The sequence below is a fragment of the Croceicoccus sp. BE223 genome (assembly GCF_031457155.1).
GTDB lineage: Bacteria > Pseudomonadota > Alphaproteobacteria > Sphingomonadales > Sphingomonadaceae > Croceicoccus.
The window spans coordinates 12,891-28,831 of sequence record NZ_JAVDWB010000009.1 but is presented as its reverse complement, the minus strand read 5'-3'; the positions used below and the strand labels follow the sequence as shown (position 1 = coordinate 28,831).

The 15,941-nt window shown below is 64.3% G+C and carries 13 protein-coding genes; 8 read left to right on the top strand and 5 right to left on the bottom strand.

Features of this window, described 5'->3' with window-relative positions:
• Positions 1–32: 32 nt before the first annotated feature.
• A complete protein-coding gene (locus J2X37_RS15325; protein ID WP_310022947.1) occupies positions 33–1,235 on the bottom strand; it encodes an AAA family ATPase in 1,203 nt (400 codons plus the stop codon).
• Between the two features lie 170 nt (positions 1,236–1,405).
• Positions 1,406–2,485: a replication initiation protein gene (locus J2X37_RS15320; protein ID WP_404979644.1), complete on the bottom strand. Its 1,080-nt coding sequence runs from the start codon at positions 2,483–2,485 to the stop codon at positions 1,406–1,408.
• A gap of 637 nt (positions 2,486–3,122) precedes the next feature.
• Between J2X37_RS15320 and J2X37_RS15315 the strand changes: the two genes are divergently transcribed.
• The 3 genes from J2X37_RS15315 (at position 3,123) to J2X37_RS15305 (ending at position 9,323) form a co-directional block, all read left to right on the top strand.
• A complete protein-coding gene (locus J2X37_RS15315) occupies positions 3,123–3,977 on the top strand; it encodes a toprim domain-containing protein (RefSeq protein WP_310022942.1) in 855 nt (284 codons plus the stop codon).
• 77 nt (positions 3,978–4,054) lie between these two features.
• Positions 4,055–8,278, top strand: a complete 4,224-nt coding sequence (locus tag J2X37_RS15310) for a strawberry notch-like NTP hydrolase domain-containing protein (protein WP_310022939.1) — start codon at positions 4,055–4,057, stop codon at positions 8,276–8,278.
• 100 nt (positions 8,279–8,378) lie between these two features.
• Positions 8,379–9,323 (top strand): hypothetical protein, encoded by a 945-nt coding sequence (locus J2X37_RS15305; protein ID WP_310022937.1) that lies wholly within the window; start codon positions 8,379–8,381, stop codon positions 9,321–9,323.
• Positions 9,324–9,419: 96 nt separating this feature from the next.
• Here J2X37_RS15305 and J2X37_RS15300 read toward each other — a convergent pair whose 3' ends face one another.
• Positions 9,420–9,710, bottom strand: coding sequence for a DUF1488 family protein (locus J2X37_RS15300; RefSeq protein ID WP_310022935.1), 291 nt, complete (start codon positions 9,708–9,710; stop codon positions 9,420–9,422).
• A 219-nt stretch (positions 9,711–9,929) separates the two neighbouring features.
• Here J2X37_RS15300 and J2X37_RS15295 point away from each other — a divergent pair, with 219 nt between their 5' ends.
• From J2X37_RS15295 to J2X37_RS15275, 5 genes are all read left to right on the top strand, one after another.
• Positions 9,930–12,077 (top strand): ParB/RepB/Spo0J family partition protein, encoded by a 2,148-nt coding sequence (locus tag J2X37_RS15295; protein WP_310022933.1) that lies wholly within the window; start codon positions 9,930–9,932, stop codon positions 12,075–12,077.
• Between the two features lie 86 nt (positions 12,078–12,163).
• On the top strand, positions 12,164–13,114 hold the full coding sequence (locus J2X37_RS15290) for a zincin-like metallopeptidase domain-containing protein (RefSeq protein WP_310022931.1): 951 nt from the start codon (positions 12,164–12,166) through the stop codon (positions 13,112–13,114).
• 29 nt (positions 13,115–13,143) lie between these two features.
• Complete coding sequence (locus tag J2X37_RS15285) at positions 13,144–13,752, top strand: DUF6927 domain-containing protein (RefSeq protein ID WP_310022928.1); 609 nt, start codon at positions 13,144–13,146, stop codon at positions 13,750–13,752.
• 40 nt (positions 13,753–13,792) lie between these two features.
• Entirely contained in the window at positions 13,793–13,993 is a 201-nt protein-coding gene (locus tag J2X37_RS15280) for a hypothetical protein (RefSeq protein WP_310022926.1), read from the top strand.
• Positions 13,993–14,499: a thermonuclease family protein gene (locus tag J2X37_RS15275; protein WP_310022924.1), complete on the top strand. Its 507-nt coding sequence runs from the start codon at positions 13,993–13,995 to the stop codon at positions 14,497–14,499. Before J2X37_RS15280 ends, J2X37_RS15275 begins: the two co-directional genes overlap by 1 nt.
• 2 nt (positions 14,500–14,501) lie before the next feature.
• Here J2X37_RS15275 and J2X37_RS15270 read toward each other — a convergent pair whose 3' ends face one another.
• Together J2X37_RS15270 and alkB are read right to left on the bottom strand one after the other, a co-directional pair.
• The gene (locus J2X37_RS15270) at positions 14,502–14,990 is read right to left on the bottom strand and encodes a hypothetical protein (RefSeq protein ID WP_310022921.1); all 489 of its coding nucleotides are present in this window, start codon (positions 14,988–14,990) and stop codon (positions 14,502–14,504) included.
• A 70-nt stretch (positions 14,991–15,060) separates the two neighbouring features.
• Positions 15,061–15,699: a DNA oxidative demethylase AlkB gene (gene alkB / locus J2X37_RS15265; RefSeq protein ID WP_310022919.1), complete on the bottom strand. Its 639-nt coding sequence runs from the start codon at positions 15,697–15,699 to the stop codon at positions 15,061–15,063.
• Positions 15,700–15,941 lie beyond the last annotated feature (242 nt).

Sequence of the window (15,941 nt, the reverse complement as noted above, 5' to 3'; positions counted from 1 at the left end):
TCGCAAAATTGCACGCGTGCAATTTCGGCCTTTCACGCCAACGCGGCCTTGCGCAGCGCCGCTTGGTGGCTCGGCCACATCGACCGTATGTCCACCTCGATCTCCGCGTTCACGCCATCCAGATATCCCAAGCACCGGTTGCGAACGGCCGAGCTCGTTGCTGGGCCGTCAAGCTCATAGACGGTCATCAGCCGCGCGGTCGCATTGTCTATTTCTGCCGAGTCCTTGAGCGGCGTGCGCACCATTGCATGGCCGAATAGGGTTCGCATGAGATGCAGCAATTCCTTCTGCATCGACTTGTTCTCGTCGACCTTCGAGCCGACGAAGCGAAGGAACTGGAGTTCGGGCGCAAGGCCGCGTTCGGCAAGCTGCTCGATCGTCTCGTCGAGCATCGAGAGAAAGGCGGCCGTCGAGGAGAAGTCCATCACCGTTGGCGGCACCGGCACCACCAGGGCGTTGGCGGCTCGCAGCACAGAGAGCGAAATGGCGCCAAGCGCAGGCGGTGGATCCATCACGATCACATCGAATCTGTCCGAAATGCTCTCGATGCCCTCTTTCAACCGGTCGAGCAGACCATCACTGCCACGGGCCATTCGGGCCGCGAGCTCATATTCCGAATTGAACAGCCGGAGGTTCGCCGGGATGAGCTCAAGCCCATCGAAATGCGTCTTTCGCAGTGCGTAGTCGAGGGATGAGCGCTCGCCTTCCCGAAGGAAGGGGTACAGTGTATCGTTCTCGTCAAGGTCAAGGTCGGGCACATAGCCGAACAGCGTCGTCGCGGACGCTTGGCTATCGCAGTCGACGAGCCCGACGCGATATCCTCGGATCGCGAGGTACTGAGCGAGATGGACTGCGAGGGTTGACTTCCCCACCCCCCCCTTGAAGTTCTGCACCGCCACGACGCAGCATGGATCAGTCGGCGCCCGATAAGGGCGCGTCCCGAAAACGCCGCGCATGTCATTCAGCTGGGCGAGTGTGTAACGCTCACGTCGATTGGTGTCGGTCCGAGACGGTTCTGGGAGCCTCCCGTCCTTCTCCGCGTCGCGAATCGCCGCCGGCGTTCTGCCAACCAGGTCGGCCGCCTTGCTGATCGTGAAGGTTGGCTCCCGACGATCATCGGCTCTTGCACTTCGTGCTGAATCGCGGAGCTTCTCGAGGACCGAGGATGTACGATTGGCCAGCGTTGCTACCGAGACGACCCGTTCGGCTTCCTCAATCTCAAGACCGTTAGCCACATGCCCACCTTTCGCAATTGAGCACGTGCTACATCCACTTGCGCTTTTACGTCAAGAACTGCCGCACTTTCGAAAGTTCGCGGGCGCCGAGTACCCCCATTTGGTCAGGAAGCCGGACGATCCTGACTCGTTGGGGGATGACCGGAATTGCACGCGTGCAATTTAAGTCCTTAGGGTCGTCCTCGGCGGTTTACCCAGCCCTCGCAAAACCCCTTCCAGGACGCGAGCATTTTGGCGCCACGCAGCTTATCAAGGCGCGCACCCATGTGCTCGCGATAGGCGTCCGCCATCATGTTGATGTCCCAGCCGCCCCCGTGCGCACGGCCGATCGCTAGAAGCTCCTCCTCGCCGAAGTGAAGCGACCCGCGCGGGAATATCTTGTCCTCTGGCTTCCTCGGCGCCAATGCTTTGGGCAGCGCGGCGAGCACGGCCTGCCCGACCGTCACGGTCTCTACCGTCCCCTCCCGACGAGCCTTCCTCCCAGACGCATGGCGGTCGAGTTCATTCACCGTCTCGATTACGGCAGGCGGGCCCTTTGGTTCGAAACGAAATTCAAGCTCTGTGACGGTCCGTCCTTGACGTGTCTCCCGCCATTCAACCCTGAAGTGGGCTAGCTGGTCGATCTCTGCCTTTGCCTTCTCGAGCACCTTCCGCCGCAGCTGGGCGAAGTCGGTATAAACTTCGGGCGGGATCCCTAGTGCCGCGCGCAATGCCTGCATGTCACCTTTCCAGGTTGCTTGCCGCCGGTGCAGACGCAAAGCGCCTAGCTCGTAGAGCTTGAGGGCATAGCTCGACCGGAAGCCAAGGACCGCCTGCCGGTTAAGGACCGCATAAGTTTCTGATGCCTGGATCAGCTTTCGGGCGTCGGGCGTAAACTCCCACTCGATCCACCCCGCCTCGCCCCCATCTTCCTCATTCTCTTCTCGAGAACGAGAGATTAGCGAGAACCGCAGCGTCGCCTTCTTCCCACGCCACGACTTGTCATCCACGGCGAAGAGAGTGCGGTGAAGCTCCTCCAGCATGTCGCTGATCCGCTCATTACCCTTATGACCCCGGCGTATGTCAGCCTTACGCATTCGATGCGGCCGATCTTCCCAAGCATCGCCGCCCGCGGTCAGTATCATCAGCGCTAGCAACCGAGAGGCGGTCAAACTGAGCGACTCGCCCTTGATGAACTTCACTTCAATGATGCTACCGGGTTTAGCGAACTCGTCGCCGCCCTTCGCCTTCAACGCTGCGGCAACTCTCATCGCGCGGCCAGGGGAGGCTTCCTCTGCCGCTTCCTCAACTGCCTCGTTCACTTGGCCAGTGTCGGTGTCCATGCCATGCTACGATCAAATACGAATCTCGGGAGAGTGGACGCTGCCTGACCTGACCTCACCCGTCAAGTCAGGTCAGGACGACGTCCGCCGGTTGAGCCCCCGCGCGGTCAGGACGAATCAGCCGACCTTGCGGCTCGAAGATGCACAAATCTGCCGAGTCGCACGTTTCCCGCTTGCCACGCCTCAACGGCCGCCGCCTTCCGCAGAATAATGTCTGAAAAGGCGCGCTTTCGACTGCTACAATCTGTCTGCAGGCACTTGCCCCCAAGCGGTCAGGACGACCCCGCGAGGTCAGGTAAGTCCCCCCAGCGGGACAGGCTCCAGCCCCCACCGGGTCAGCCAAACACCCCCGGGCGGTCAGGCAAAGGGCATCTAAGCCATTGCTAGCGCTCAGCTTTCCTCGCCACGAATCTGAATCTCTTGAATCACGAATCCTTCCGCTGCGAGCAGCGGCGTTTTTAGAGAAGATTCTTTGAGGAAGTTCATCCGAGTCGCATGCATCGACATTTGCCACGACGGCTGAAGAGGGGAGGGGGCTCCAGGCTAGCGAGCAGGAGATGCAGCTATGCCGCTTATCGCCAAGAAACCGACGCAGGAACTAGTCGACATTGTCGGTGCCCTCAGCGGCACCTGGACAGGCTATATCGCCATGTGCCGCTGCCCGGCGCACAACGACAGCGATCCAAGCTTGTCGGTCCGCCAAGGTGATCGCGGGATCCTCGTCACCTGCTTTGCCGGATGCGCTCGCGAAGATGTCCTGAGGGAACTCGGCCGCGTCCGACCGTGTCGCCACTATCATGCACCCGAGCCGACCAATCCGCAGCGAGCCGCCAATATCGAGCGGCTCTGGGAGCAGGCTGGCGATGTCCGCGGCACCCTGGCTGAGCGCTATCTCGCGCGCCGCAACCTCCTTCCGCCTCCACGCGACATCCGCTTCCATCCACGGTGCCCGTACATGCCGAAGCCGAAAACAGTCTTCGAGCCAGCGCTGCTTATCGCGGTGCGAGAAACCCGTCAGCTAGTCGCCATCCAGCGGATCTTCCTCGACCCCAAGACCGCCGAATATAAGCGCAAAGTAATGCTCGGTACGCCCGGGCGCGGCTCGTGGCGGGGCGGGGAGGGCAGCACCATCCTCGCTATCGCCGAGGGCTTCGAAACGGCAGAAGCGTTCGCTCGTCTTAACGCCATCCCCTGCTGGGCTTCGCTTGGCGCCGGACGTCTCGATCAACTCATCATCCCGTCCGCGGTCGATACGCTGCTCATCGCCGAGGACAATGACGCCGAGGGCCGCCGCGCTGGCGACAAAGCCGCGAAGCATTACGTGCGGCCGGGTCTGGTTGTCCGCCGGGCGCCACCCCCGGCAAGGTTCAAGGACTGGGCGAAAGCCCTCGACGCCACCGTCCAGCGGGTCGGCGTCTAGGCGCTCGGCGCCGAAAGAGGGGAGGGGGATCGAGAGCGTGATGCTGCCGAGGGTGCAGTTACGCAGGAGATCCCGACATGTCCGACCTCTTCACCGCGGTTGATCACGCCGACCATCGCGCAGCGCACATGCTTCTACCCCAACTCAAGTCGGGCCTGCCGATAACCCGGCAAATGCTCAATGATGTGATGCGAAAAGCTTACGGTGGTTCGGATGCCGACGGACGCTGGTCGCAGCGATCCAGCTTCGAAGTGCTCGAGCACGCGCTTGCGCTGCATCTACGGTCCGGCGCCAAATGTCTGACCAACACTGATGATATTCTCGCCCTAATCGATTTGTCCGACCGGCTTCCGACCCAAACGGTGCGCAGCGAGGAGCAGCTCGAATGGCAGCAGTTTTCAACGCCCGTCGACATTGCAGCCGTCGCTGTGCTGCTCGCCAGCGTTCAGCCGGAGGACGTGGTCTTGGAACCCAGCGCCGGCAACGGCCTCTTGGTCGCGCAGATCGGACCTCATGCGGCACTTCAGCTCAACGAACTCGATCCTATCCGTCGCGCGCGCCTGGCTGACATCTTCCCGGATGCCGCCATCACCGGTCACGATGGAGCGACGATCAACTCGACTCTGACGAATGAAGATCGACCTTCGCTAATCCTGATGAATCCGCCCTTCTCGCGGTCGCTCGGCCGCGGCGCCGATGATTACGCGGCGGTGCGCCATCTGCAGGCGGCGCTACGGCGCCTTCAGGCAGGCGGTCGTCTCGTTACGATCATGCCTGATTGGTTCGGCCCAAGCGCGAGAATGCGCGATCTCTACGAGACGGTGTTGCGGGACGTCACTGTCCACACCGCCATCCGTTTGGAAAAGTGCTATCTGAAGCACGGGACATCGATCGCGGTTCGCCTCTTCGTGATCGACAAGGTTCCGGGCAAGGCGCCACCCGCCTTGATCCAGCGCTCCTCGATCGACGAGCTGCTGGCCGTTCTGGCCGTTCCCCAAAGATCGAAGGTTCACGTCGATCCGGCGGCGCCATTGCCCAAGCGGTCGAGCGGCATCTCGATGTTTCGCGCAGTCAAGAGCAGTCGTCCCGAACCGCGTGCCTACCACGCACCCGTCCGCAACGACGTCCTGCCCGTCGAGTACCAGAAGCTCGACCCGCCCGCGCCGCTCCTCGACCAGACCGGGGTCTACCTTCCGTACCGGCCAAGTCGGATCGTCTTCGCCACCGCCGGTGAGCACCCGACGCCACTCGTTGAGTCGGTGGCGATGGGATCGATCCCGGCTCCCGTTCCCCATTACCGTCCGGCTCTGCCCGAGCGAACCGTCGCCGAGCGTCTCTTGTCCGCTTCGCAGCTCGAGACCATCGTCTATGCAGGCCATGCCTGGTCGCAGACCATCCCGGGGCGCTTCAAGCCCGACAAGGAGGGTGTCGGGCTCACGCTCGTCGAGGACGGCGATGCCTATCGCAAAGGCTTCTTCCTTGGCGACGGCACCGGCGCCGGGAAGGGTCGCCAGATCGCTGCCTGCATCCTTGACAACTGGCTCCAGGGTCGTCGCCGCAACATATGGGTGACCAAGAACGCACCGCTTCTCGAAGATGCGCGCCGCGACTGGACCGCGCTCGGCGGCTTAAGCGGCGACATTCAGTCTATCTCCAACTGGAAGATCGACGAGCCGATCAAGCTCGACCAGGGCGTCTTACTCGTCACTTACCCGACGCTGCGCTCGATACGGAGCGACCACAGTCGGCTTAAGCAGATCGTCGATTGGGCTGGGGCAGGCTTCGAGGGCGTAATTGCGTTCGACGAGGCGCACGAGATGGGAGGCGTCGCGGGCGGGGAGGGGGCTCTCGGCGCCAAGGACGGATCCCAGCAAGGCATCTGCGGCGTCCTTCTCCAGAACCAGCTGCCCGGCGCGCGCGTGCTCTACGCCTCGGCGACCGGGGCGTCCGACGTCAACAATCTCGCATACGCCGTTCGACTGGGCCTATGGGGACCTGAGACTGCCTTCGCCGATCGCGAGCAGTTCATCAGCGGCATTCGCAAGGGCGGCATCGCGGCGATGGAGCTGGTCGCGCGCGACCTCAAGGCCACTGGCCTGTACATGGCGCGGGCGCTGAGCTTCGCTGGCGTCGAATACGACATCCTGCGCCACGAGCTGACGCCCGCGCAGGTGGAAATCTATGATACCTACGCCGACGCCTGGTCTATCATACACCAGAACATGGAGCGCGCGCTCGAGCTCACCGGCATTGTCGACGGGCTGGAGAACACCACGCTGAACAGCGGCGCCAAGGCGTCGGCGCGCTCACGTTTCGAGTCCACCAAGCAGCGCTTCTTCGGCCAGGTCCTCCTGTCGATGAAGCTACCCACCGTGATCGCCGCAGTCCGTGACCATTTGGCAAACGGCCAGTCCGTAGTGCTGCAGCTCGTGACGACAGCGGAGTCGATCCTCGATCGTCGGCTTAACGCACTGAGCCCCGACGAGCGGGCTGAACTCGAGATCGATCTTTCCCCGCGGGAATACGTCATCGACTATCTCGAGCGCGCCTTCCCGACGCGGCAGATGCGGGTGTTCACCGATGATACGGGTACTCAGCGCTCGACCCCAATGGAGGACGAGGCCGGCAACCCGGTCTACAATCCCGAGGCCGAGGCGGCGAGGGCGCAGCTGATTGAGCAACTGTGCGCTCTTCCACCCATCACCTCCGCGCTCGACGGCCTCCTCGAGCAGTTTGGCCACGACAACGTTGCTGAGGTGACCGGGCGAACCAAAAGGCTCGTCTCGACCGGCGATGGGCGACAGAAGCTCGAGACCCGCTCAATGCGGACCAGTCAGGCTGAAGCGGCCGCCTTCATGCAGGGCCGCAAGCGCGTCCTCATCTTCTCGGATGCCGGCGGGACGGGGCGATCATACCATGCGTCTCGCGACGTCGTGAACCAGGAGCAGCGGGTCCACCTGCTGCTTGAGCCCGGCTGGCGCGCCGATCGCGCCATCCAGGGTCTCGGCCGCACGCACCGGACGCACCAAGCGAGCACGCCGCTGTTCCGCCCGGTGACCACCGACTGCAAGGGCGAACTCCGGTTCACCAGCACCATCGCCCGCCGGCTCGACAGCCTTGGTGCGCTCACGCGGGGGCAACGCCAGACCGGCGGACAGAACCTGTTTGACCCGGCTGACAATCTCGAAAGCGAATATGCCTGTGCGGCACTCGTCAGCTGGTTCCACCTGCTCGTCGCCGGCAAGCTGACCAGTGTTTCCCATGCAGATTTCGAACGGCGCACCGGTTTGGAGCTTTGCGACAAGGACGGCGTGTTGAAGGACGAGATGCCGCCGATCCAGCGCTGGCTCAACCGCATCTTGGCGCTGCCGATCGCGCTTCAGAACAAGATTTTCGACGAGTTCCTCTCGCTCGTCGAAACGCGGGTTTCGGCAGCACGCGAAGCCGGCCGGCTTGATGTCGGCGTAGAAACCATCCTGGTCGATACGGCGACGCTCATCGACGACACGTTGCTGCGCACCGATCCGGTCAGCGGCGCGACCTCGCATCTCCTTACGATTGAGATCGCGCATCGCAGGACGCCGGTCTCTCTCGGCCGGATCCTCCACATCGCCGACAACGATGCGACTGCTACCTTCCTGATCAACGCCAAGTCCGGAAAGGTCGCGCTGCAGACCCGCGCCCGCTCGCTAATGGAGGAGAAGGAGGGAACACCGATCCCCCGGTTCGAACTCATACGTCCCACGCGCCGCGAGTATCTGCGGGAGCAGGACTTGTTCGAAAGCGCCTGGACGCCAATGGAGCGCGACGTTTTCTCGGCCAAGTGGCTTGAAGAGTCAGAGGCGGCGGCGAACAAGGTCGACACCGAGACAATCCGCCTCGCGACTGGGTTGCTGCTCCCGATCTGGTCTGCACTGCCGAGCGACCATCTGGTGGTTAATCGGATAGCCGACAAAGCTGGTAACAGCTGGCTCGGACGCCTCGTGTTCGACGAGCATGTCGTGCAGCTTTTCACGAAACTCGGCATTGACCGCGCCGAGAATATGCCGGTCGCCGATATCGTCAAGTCTGCGGCGGCCGGCCGTAGCGTCGATCTGACGCGACCCTTTCCGATGACGATCAAACGCTCGCTGGTGAACGGCTCGCCGCGGATCGAGCTTGTCGGCGCGCCACACCAGCAGCTCGCTTGGCTCAAGTCCATCGGGTGCTTCACTGAAGTTATCCAATATCGAACCCGCGTCTTCCTCCCCGCGTCCTCGGCGAGCGAGACACTCCATCGGGTTCTGGGAGAAGCGGCGTAAGCACCTGCATAGCCACGGACCGCCAGCTTCGTGCGCTTTGTCGCGGCGCCACCACAAAGCGCGCTTGAATGGTCGCGCAAGCCTGCACCAGTAAGGAACCATGGACATCACAACCGGGAATACGGAGGCGATCCTTCGCTTCCACCGCTTCCACGAGCGGCTGAACCGATCACTGAAAATGCAGGCGATTGGGCTCGGCTTTCTTGCCGACGAGCTCGAAGCGGGCGTCAGTGTTGCTGCGATCAAGCAGCGCGTGGACGCCCGCGCCGATCTCTGGGGAGGGATGCCGGACTGGAACAACGTGGGCGACGATCTCGCCCTCGCGGTCCGAGACCTCGGCCAGGCTGGCGTGTCACGCGCCTTCTCGGCGTTCGACCTGTTCCTGGAGCAGATCGACGCCGAGCTTACGAGCTGGCGCGACTTCTCCGGAACGGGTCAAGGCGATGGGAGCGAGGCCGAGTCTTTCGATGACGACCGCGTTGAGGACAAGGTCGACCGCTTCTACGCGCGGCTCGGCGCGAGCCGGACCCGCATCTCCGATGTCTGGGCGGTTTATCGCTATTTCCGCTTCGCGCGCGACTGTATCGTTCATCGCGAGGGCATCGCCTCACCCGGGCTCCGCGCCGCGGCAGAGGCGCCGGAGCTTGCACCGACGCTGGAGAGGTGGATCATGCGCACGGGCGAGCGAACAGTGCCTGCTCTGGTACCTGTCAGGGTTGGTGAGCCGCTCGCCTTCAGCCACCGCCAGGCACTCGCCGCTTCTTCGACTCTTCGGCTGGTGGCACTCGACATCGGCCAGCTGGTGATCTCACTGCTTGGCTTGGAGGGTTTCGTCTATCTGACCGCGCGCCGCACCTTTCTTGACGAGAAACCGCTAGCAGCCGTCGACCCCAAGGCGACGATGGTGAAGACCTTCAACGCCGTCATGGCCGGGCGCTACCGGGTCCGCGACTATGATCATGTCAGCGCGCTGCGGGCGCTGAGGGCGCTCGACCTGACCAAGCGTTGCAGCGCCCGCTTCGCCGAGCTGACCGCCGCCCGATAGCGGTCGCCCGTCGCCCAATCGCGCTGCGAACGCCGAAGTAGCGGCCCTCGGCCGTTTCCGCATGTGATCGCCATCAGTGCCCTTCGACGCGTGCGCCTATCCGGCGACGTCTGCCGCGGTGAGGAGGATCGGCGGTTCCCCACCCAGTCGGCTCACGAACTCGCGCCGGGCGATCCGGTGGATATCATCCTCAAATTCGATGAAGATCTCGATCGCGGTCTCGCTGTCGACCGCCTCGAGATCGGGGTTGAGAAGCTCGATCAGCGCCTCGCTGGTGATCAGGAACTCGACCGCGCCAAGATCCGTCTCCCCGAAAAAGGATACGGCCTCGCGATCCGGGACCCACTCCCAGCTACCCCGTTCGAACCGGACGCTCGTGTCGGCCACCTGGCTCTCCTTTCATCAGTACGCGCGAGCGGACATGCCCTGAGACAGGCGCAAGTCCTGGGAACTGTCGCGGCGAACCTGCCACAGCTCGCCTGCGCGTGTCGCGCACGATTGTGGCGCGCCAGCAAGGGCGACTCCGGGGCGTCCTGACGCAGAAAGAGGGAAGGGGGGTCGGGAGAGGTGTCCGGAGATTGCCGGATGCCACGAGGAGTTACCCCAGTGATCCAGACCGTCAAGCTGAACAAGCTTCGCCTTTCGCCGATCAACGTCCGCACCGCGCCTGACGAGCAGCTGCAGATCGAGCCCATGGCCGCCAGCATCGAGGCCAAGGGCGTCCTCCAGAACCTGCTGGTCACGCCGGCCAAGAAGCCGCGCGGCACCTATGAGGTGTTCGACGGCGGCCGTCGCTGGCGCGCGTTGCGCCTGCTCGCGGAGCGCGGGTCGATCTCCGACGCCGACTATGACGTGCCGGTGATGGTGCTGACCGGCGACGATGCCGAGCTCTCCGAAACCTCGACCGCCACGAACTTCCACCAGCTCAAAATGACCCCCGCCGAGGAATGCCGCGCCTTTCAGCACTTCATCGGCAACAGCGGCGACATCGACGCAGTGGCCAAGCGCTTCGGTGTCACCCGTCGGTTCGTCGAGGGTCGGCTGCGCCTGGCATCGCTGGCCGAGCCGATCTTCGAGGCGCTGAGCAAGGGCGACATCACGCTCGACATCGCCAAGGCCTATGCCTCGACCGAGAGCCATGAGAAGCAGCTGCTCGTCTGGACGAGCTACCAGCACAGTCATGTCACGGCCGACACTATCCGCCGGGTTATCGCCAATGAGACGCTCAAGGCCAACGATCCGATCGCGATCCTCGTTGGCGAGGATCGCTACCGGGACGCCGGCGGCAAGGTCGATGGCGATCTCTTCACCGACGGCAACGATCGCTGGGTCAATCCCGAGATCGCGCACCGTCTCGCCGGCGAGATCATGGAAGCCGAGGCCAAGCGCATCGGCGAGGAGACCGGCCTCGCGTGGATCCGGCCGATCGCCAGCAACTACGCGCACAATGCCGCCCATGGTCTCTACCGCGCGATCTTGCAGCCGCCCGCGCTAACCGAGGACGAGGCCACCCGGCTCGCCGAGATCGAGGAGCGGCGGGGCGTGCTCGAGGCCGAAATGCAGAACGACGAGCTGTCCGAAGACGCGTTCAAGGCGCTCGACCAGGAGGACGATCGTCTGATCGCCGAGGCCGAGGCTATCGAGAACCGGGCGCCGGTCCTGCCGGACGCACTGAAGCCGCACGTTGGCGCCTTTCTCCTGCTGACGCCGCAGGGCGAGATGCGGCTCGACACGCAATATTACAGCGAGCAGGAGATCCTCATCGAGCGGCCCGGCGATGACGACGCGGCCGGCGAGGACGGCGACAGCGAGGGCGGCGACCGCGGCGCGAGCGGCGGTTTCCGCATCGGCGGCACCGGGCCGTCCGAGCCGACCTACCGGCCCGAGGCGGTGGCCCCCGGCGGGAAGCCGCTCAGTGCCCGGCTCTACGACGAGCTTGCGATCCAGCGTCGCGACATCCTCGCCTCCTGCCTGCTTGCCCAGCCGGCGCTGGCGCTCGACTATGCCCTGTTCGTCATGGTCGACGCGCGCACTAGCTCCCCCGGCCGCTATGGTCTGAACTCGACCAAGTACGGCACGACGATCCGCGCGAGCGGACCGCAGGATCCGGCGACCGGCAACATGCCGTCCACCCGGGCCCGCGAGTATCTCGCCGAGGCGCATGACGGCCTCGATGCCGGTTGGACCGAGCACGAGAGCGAGGTCGACCGGTTCGAGGCGTTCCGCGCGCTCGACGATGACAGCAAGGCCAACTGGCTCGCCTACATCGTCGCGCTCTCGCTCGAGGCGAAGCCCGGCTACTCCAACGAGCAGATCCCCCTCCACAACTGCATGGCTGCGATCCTCGAAGTCGACGTGGCGGGCTGGTGGCGGCCGACATCGGAGAATTTCTTCGATCGAATCAACAAAGGCAGCATTCTCAGCCTGCTGCACGATGTCGGCGGGCCGGCGCTTACCGCGCGTCATGCCTCGCTCAAGAAGTCGGAGATTTCGGAAAGCTGCCAGAAACTCTTCGCGGGCGAGTCGATCGTCGAGCCCGAGGTCAAGACGGCTGCGCTTGCCTGGGTGCCCAATGCGATGCGCTTTCTCGACGGCGACGCAGCTCCGGCCGTCGACCCGACGGAGGGCGGGGAGGAGGAGACCCAGACGGACGGGATCTCGCCGGACCATCCTATGCTCGACGAGGAATACGAGGCTGCGGGCGAGCAGCTCCTGACGGACGACGCTGACACGCCGGAGCCGATCGCCGCCTGATCGGTCTTCGACTGCCACTTCCCCACTGACCGTCGGCGCCCTTCGCGCCGGCGGTCCTCCTCGTTCCGCGACTGGAGTCCACCGACATGCCCGCCAAGTCCAAGTCGAGCCGCGATGTCGCGGCCGAGATCACCGACCTCATTATCCGCAAGCTCGAGGAGGGTGTCGCGCCGTGGAGCCGCCCGTGGCGCGTCATCGGGGCCGGCGGGCGCCCGCTCCGGCATTGCGGCACGCCCTATACCGGCATCAACACGCTCTATCTCTGGGCAATCGCGGACGCGAACGGCTACCGCTCGCGCTATTGGATGACTTATCGCCAGGCAGAAGCGCTCGGTGGCAATGTCCGCCGCGGTGAGCGTGGCTCGCTCTCGGTCTATTATTCGAGCTTCAAGAAAACGGAGGCCCATCCGGTCACCGGCGCCGAGACCGAGAAGAGCATCCGCTTCCTGCGGCACTACATCGTCTTCAACGCCGACCAGATCGACGGGCTGCCGGCCTATTTCTATCCAGGCGACGAGGATCCCACACCGGCCGACTCCTCGGCGCGCCAAACCGCGATTGACGGATTCTTCGCGGCGATCCCGGCCGAGGTTCGCCATGGCGGCGACCGCGCCTTCTTCCACCCGACCTTCGACTACATCCAGATGCCGCACCAGCGCTCGTTCCGGACGATGGACCATTACGCCTCGATCCGCGCCCATGAGACGACGCACTGGTCAGGCGGCACGGCGCGGCTCGCGCGCACGTTCGGCAAACGCTTCGGTGACCAGGCATACAGCTTCGAGGAGCTCGTTGCCGAGATCGGCAGCGGCCTTGTCTGCGCGCATCTAGGCCTGCCAAACGAGCTGCACGACAATCATGCGAGCTACGTCGCTCACTGGCTCGGCATCCTGCGCGCCGACAAGACCGCGATCATCCATGCCGCGTCCAAGGCCGAACAAGCCTTTAACTACCTGCGTGGCTTCGGCCCGGAGGCGAGCGGTGTAGAGGACGAACGCGGTTCCGCAGTTGTCGAGATCCTCGCCGAGGCCGCCTAGCCGCCCACCCCCAAGCCAGGAGACCAGCCATGGGATGGCTCACCATGCCGTTCACGTCGATGGGCGGACACGCGTCTGCGAAGGCCTATCTCGACGACCAATTCACCTACAGCCGCGCCGTCGAGGGGGGCACTGCCGGCCTTCGGGTGCTCGCCTCCGCATGCCCCTTGAACCGCACCTATTATGCCGCTGCCCAGGTTATGACCAACGGCACCGGCGGCGAGATCTTCGCGATCGTTTGCAAGGTACTATGGAACCCGAACAGCAAGACCGGGGAACAGTTCGGCTACAAGGACATGACGGAGACGATGGGTCCCTGTGAGGACCATTGTCCGAAGACCATCCTCACGTTGCTGAGCCCAACCGACAATGAGCATGCGCGCGACTGGCGCCGCCGCTGTGCGGCGAACCTCGCACGACGAGCGCGCACGGTCGCGGATGGCGACCGGATCAGGTTGGCCGCGCCGCTCAGCTTCACCGATGGCCATGTCGGCCAAGAGTTCATCGTAGAGAAGCGCGGCCGAAGGCTCAGCTTCCGGGCACCGGATGCGCACGGTCGCTACCGCATCACCCGGTTCATGGAGCTGGATTGGCAGATCGTGCCGGTGACCAAGGTCCACAAGACGATCTTTGCCTGAGCGCGCTGGCCACTATCATGCCCTCCGAAGAGGATTTGTCATGTTTGTCCTGAGCCCCGGCTTCTCGCCGAAGCGGCTGCTACTATGCAGCCGGGAAAACGCCAACCGCGTCGCCTCGCGCCTGTTCGACGAGCGGCCGGGCCGCGTCAGCATCGTTCGGACCGCAAACCCGCTGCAGCCCTTCCGCGTTTGCACGACGACGGTCGCGGGCGACCATGTCGAAGTGGAGATGGTCTCCTGATGCGCCGCATCGTCCTTCTCGCGCTCGCGGTTGTCTCCTGCGCCATCCCCAGCGCGCCGGCGGTCACCCAGCGCTTCGACGCCAAGGCACGGGCGCTCGACGGCGATACGGTCGCGGTCGACTTTCGGCTGCTCGGCGTCGATGCATTCGAGCGGCGCCAGCTCTGCCGGAAGACATCGGGCTGCTGGCGATGCGGCAAGGCCGCGCAGGACTACGCAGCGCGAGCGCTACGCGCGACCTCCGCCACCATCCATCTGAACCATACCAGCTCCTACGGGCGGCCGGTGGCGAGTGTCACCGTCGATGGTCGCGACCTTGGCGAGCAGATCATACGCGCCGGACTCGCCGTGCCCGAGACCCAGTATCTACGCCACGATCCCGACCGCGCGACACGCTATCGAACGGCGTTCGCACAAGCGCGCGCGCGGCGGGCGGGCGCGTTTGCCGGCACATGGATCGAGCCGTCGCGCTGGCGACACGGCGAGCGTCTAGCCTGCGAGCGCTGAACTCAGGCCGACAGCGTCGGGTCGGCCCACCAGGACGGACCTTGCTCGAAGCCGCCATCCATCGTCACCAACGGCCCGTCGGGCGCGTCGGCGACATAAGGGTTGGTCAGCGGCATCAGCGAGGCCTTGAGACGCTTCTGCTCACCGGCCACGCGTCCGCGTCGCTCAAGCAAATCCTCCAGCCATTCGAGATCGTCGAGCATGCCGACGACGCCGCGACCTGCGAGGCAGAAATAGAGGCAGCGCTGGAAATCGTCCGCGCCGTTGTTGGCGAGGATCGCAGCGAGCTTGAGCTTGCCCGCCGGCACGCCTTCATGAACCCAGCGCACCGCCTCGCGCAGCTCGCGGGTCGAATAATAAGCGTCCTCGACATGCATCCCGATCGCGGCGTTCGCGATCATGCGTCGGGTCGGCCGATTCTCGGCATCGAGTGCGGCGTCGCGCAACGTGATGTCTACATCGAAGCGGCTGCGGAAAAGCTCGGTTAGCATCGACAATCTCCTGCGCAAGCGGAACATACCACGAACAAACGCACCCGTCAATTCGGTGAGTGCGACGTGATCAGGCGGCCCGGCGGAAGGTGAGATTGTAGCGGAGCTCTCCCGTCAGCGGATGTGCGGCCCGGACGAGCGTATCGACGCCATGATATGTGAGGCGCGCCGGCCCACCCCAAACGACCACGTCGCCGTGATGGAGCGTGAATCGGCGGACGCGGTCACCGCGCATCTGCCCGCCCCACAGGAAGATCGCATCAACGCCGAGGGACACCGACACGATCGGCTGGTCGAGATTGCGCTCGTCCCGGTCTTGGTGGAGCGACAGCTTCGCGCCTGGCTCGTAGCGGTTGACGAGGCATGCTTCGGGTTCGAACCGGTCGAATCCCACCGCCGCCGCAGCGTCGCTCGCCAGCTGGCGAAAGAGCGCCGGCATCGCCGGCCAGGCGACTCCGCCCAAAGGATCGGTGTCGCCGTAGCGATACCCGCGCCGGTCCGAGATCCAGCCGAGCCTCCCGGCATTGGTCATGGCCACGGACATGCGCCGCCCCCCAGGCGTCTCCAAGTGGCGGAACGGCGCCGCGCTCGCGATCGCCGCTACCGCATCCAGCAGTGCCCGATCGAACTGAAGCGCAAACCCCGAGAGCAGCGCCGCGCCAGAGTCGAGCTGCAGATCGCGCCGGTCGAAGGCCAACAAATCACCCATCGCGCAGCACGGTACCGAGCCGCCGGCACCGCGGTCAAACAGTTCCAGGCAGGTGCTGCAAGGTCAGTTTGTGACCAACTTAAGCCGTTCCACGGCAGGCGCGTGAATGGCCGCTCCTGCCGGAACCCGCCATTCCTATCCCTTTGATCGGTCAGGCAGCAGCGCGCCCTAATTCCGGTCATAGCTCGCCGACTTGGCGCAACCCGGAAGCGGACATCCGAAAAGTTCGCTGACAGCCTACA